Origin of the sequence: Streptomyces colwelliae (assembly GCF_048158785.1) — a bacterium.
Taxonomy (GTDB): Bacteria; Actinomycetota; Actinomycetes; order Streptomycetales; family Streptomycetaceae; genus Streptomyces.
In genome coordinates this window covers 1-2,747 of the sequence record NZ_JBLTJC010000668.1, presented here as the reverse complement: position 1 = coordinate 2,747, position 2,747 = coordinate 1, and the positions used below count along the sequence as shown (strand labels likewise).

At 69.0% G+C, this 2,747-nt stretch carries 3 protein-coding genes and 1 pseudogene; 2 read left to right on the top strand and 2 right to left on the bottom strand.

Annotated features, from left to right (window positions below):
• Window positions 1-190: 190 nt before the first annotated feature.
• Window positions 191-607 (bottom strand): rodlin, encoded by a 417-nt coding sequence (locus ACNFOC_RS52930; RefSeq protein WP_019056497.1) that lies wholly within the window; start codon window positions 605-607, stop codon window positions 191-193.
• Between the two features lie 191 nt (window positions 608-798).
• On the opposite strand from ACNFOC_RS52930, the gene ACNFOC_RS52925 reads away from it, so the two are divergent.
• Both ACNFOC_RS52925 and ACNFOC_RS52920 read left to right on the top strand, forming a co-directional pair.
• Window positions 799-1,212: a rodlin gene (locus tag ACNFOC_RS52925; RefSeq protein ID WP_200711929.1), complete on the top strand. Its 414-nt coding sequence runs from the start codon at window positions 799-801 to the stop codon at window positions 1,210-1,212.
• 314 nt (window positions 1,213-1,526) lie between these two features.
• Window positions 1,527-1,937, top strand: a complete 411-nt coding sequence (locus tag ACNFOC_RS52920) for a rodlin (protein WP_200711930.1) — start codon at window positions 1,527-1,529, stop codon at window positions 1,935-1,937.
• A gap of 58 nt (window positions 1,938-1,995) precedes the next feature.
• Here ACNFOC_RS52920 and ACNFOC_RS52915 read toward each other — a convergent pair.
• A pseudogene (locus tag ACNFOC_RS52915) lies at window positions 1,996-2,747 on the bottom strand (hypothetical protein); the annotation flags it as partial.

Genomic DNA, 2,747 nt, shown 5'->3' with positions numbered 1-2,747 from the left:
CGCCGCCGCGCGTGACATACCCGTCGGGGTCATGGCCACCGGACACCAGCCGTTCCCTCCGCCGACCCGACCACCAAGCTCACCGAGCTGGCCACCGGCACCCACACCCTGCGCGTCGCGGCCGACGGCCCCGACAAGCAGAAGGTCTCCCTGCTGGAGAACGCGGCCCGGCCGTTTTATTGACGTACGGTCAGCTGCCGATGGCGCCGTTGCCCGACAGCACCGGGATATTGTCCGCGATGTGCGACAGCGGCTCGTCACCCTTGGCCTGGGTGGAGTTCTCGGCGCACTGCTGGTTCTGCGGGGCCGAGAGGACCGGCACGTCCTGGAGGACGGTGACCGGCACCAGCACGCCGACGATCGAGGCCGCGTTGACCTTGGCCGGCAGACCGACACAGAGCTTGTTCAGGTCGCCCTGGGCGAGCCCGAGCTGGGGGCTCATGTCGCCGGCCGTCTTGGCGTTGCCATAGGCCTGCTCGGCACCGTTCCCGTTGACCGTGGTGACGCCGTTGTCGTTGCCGATGGCCAGCGCCTGCGGGGCGGCCGTCGCCGAGACGCCGACGACGGAAGCCGCGACAGCCGTCGCAGCCATTGCCTTCTTGAGCATTTCTGCGGTCCTTTCCTGGCAGAGACACAATTCCTGCTCCCCCATCAACAGAGGTCGGCCGGATTGGTTGCGTGGCTTCACCCGGTTGGATTCATCTGGGCCATTGGAGTGAATCGGAGCAACCATGCGGCCCGGCGCCAGTTGTTCAGGTCGCTCCGGTGGACGGGGTTACTCCAGAAGGGACCACGCAAGTGATCAAGAAGGTTATGGCTGCTGCGGCTGTCGCCGCTTCCGTCGTCGGAGCCTCGGCTGCCGTCGCCGCCCCGGCGATGGCGATCGGTAACGACAACGGCGTCACCACGACGAACGGCAACGGCGCCGAGCAGGTCTACGGCAACCAGGCCACGTACGGCAACATGAGCCCGCAGATGGCGCTCATCCAGGGTTCGCTGAACAAGCCCTGCATCGGCCTGCCCGCCAAGGCGAACCTGGCCTCGCTGGTCGGCCTCGTGCCGGTCACCGTCGCGCAGGACGTGCCGATCCTCTCCGCGCCGCAGAACCAGCAGTGCACCGAGAACTCGACCCAGGCGAAGGGCGACGAGCCGCTGTCGCACATCCTGGACAACATCCCGGTCCTGTCGGGCAACGGCTCCGCCGGCAGCTGACCTCGCGGACGTGCACAGCGGGCCGCCGATCTCTCGGCGGCCCGTTGGTCTGCCTCGCCGGGACGCGCGGAAGGCGGCCGAGGAGTTCGGGAAGCTGCGCGCGGCCCGTCCGCCGGTCCCCCGCGGACAGCAGCCCCTGCCGAGCGACCCGCCGCGGATCATCCACCGCGTCCCCGGGCGAGGAAGCCAACTTGCTTACACGCGAGCCGACTTATTGCTCCATTCAGGGCAAAGGCCGCAACCGAACCAGTCATCACTCAGTTGATCATCGCGCGGCTCCGCAACGGGAGTCCGTCCTCCGAAAGGGTTTGAACATGAAGAAGCTGTGGGCGACCGCGGCTGTTGCCGCCTCCCTCGCCGGTGCCACCGCCGCTGTCGCCACCCCGGCGATGGCGATCGGCAACGACGACGGCGTCACCACCACCCAGGGCAACGGCGCCGTGCAGAAGTACGGCAACCAGGAGACCAAGGGCGACATGAGCCCCCAGCTCTCCCTCGTCCAGGGCACCCTGAACAAGCCCTGTGTCGGCCTGCCGGTCAAGGCGAACCTGGCCTCGATCGTCGGCGTCGTGCCGGTCACCGTCCTCCAGGACGTGCCGATCCTCTCGGCCCCGCAGAACCAGCAGTGCACCGAGAACTCCACCCAGGCCAAGGGCGACGAGCCGCTGTCGCACATCCTGGACAACATCCCGGTCCTGTCGGGCAACGGCGCCGTGGGCAGCTGACCTCAGCACCACGCACCACGAGAGCGGGCCGCCGAGCACTTCGGCGGCCCGCTTCTCGTTATGTCTGTTTCGGCTTCGCGTACAGGGCCTCGATGTCCTCCGCGTAGGCCGCCGTCACCACGTGGCGCTTGAGTTTCAGGGACGGGGTGAGCAGGCCGTTGTCCTCGGTGAACTCGCCCTCGATCAGGGCGAACGCGCGGATCGACTCGGCGCGGGAGACGGCTTCGTTGGCGTGGTCGACGGCTTTCTGGACGTCGGCGCGCAGGCGTGGGTCCTCGACGAGGTCGGCGAGCGGGGTGTCGGCGGGGAGTTTGCGGACCGAGAGCCAGTGGGCGAGGGCCTCGGGGTCGAGGGTGATCAGGGCGGCCACGTAAGGGCGGTTGTCGCCGACGACCAGGCACTGGCCGACCGGGGCGCGGCTGCGCAGGCGGTCCTCCAGGACGGCCGGGGAGACGTTCTTGCCGCCGTTGGTGACGAGGATGTCCTTCTTGCGGCCGGTGATGGTGAGGTAGCCGTCCTCGTCGAGGGCGCCGAGGTCGCCGGTCGCGAACCAGTCGTCCTTCAGTACGGCGTCGGTGGCCGCCGGGTTGTTCCAGTACGCGCCGAAGACGACCCCGCCCTTGATGAGCACCTCGCCGTCGTCGGCGATGCGGATGGTGGTGCCGGGCACCGGAAGGCCGAGGCGCGCCGGCACCAGGAGCGCGGCCAGCGCGGCGCCGAGGAGCAGCACCGCCAGCAGCGTGAACGGGTCACGGGGAAGGTCTGGGCCGGCAGCTCGGTGCCGACCTCGACGTCGTCGTACGCGATCTT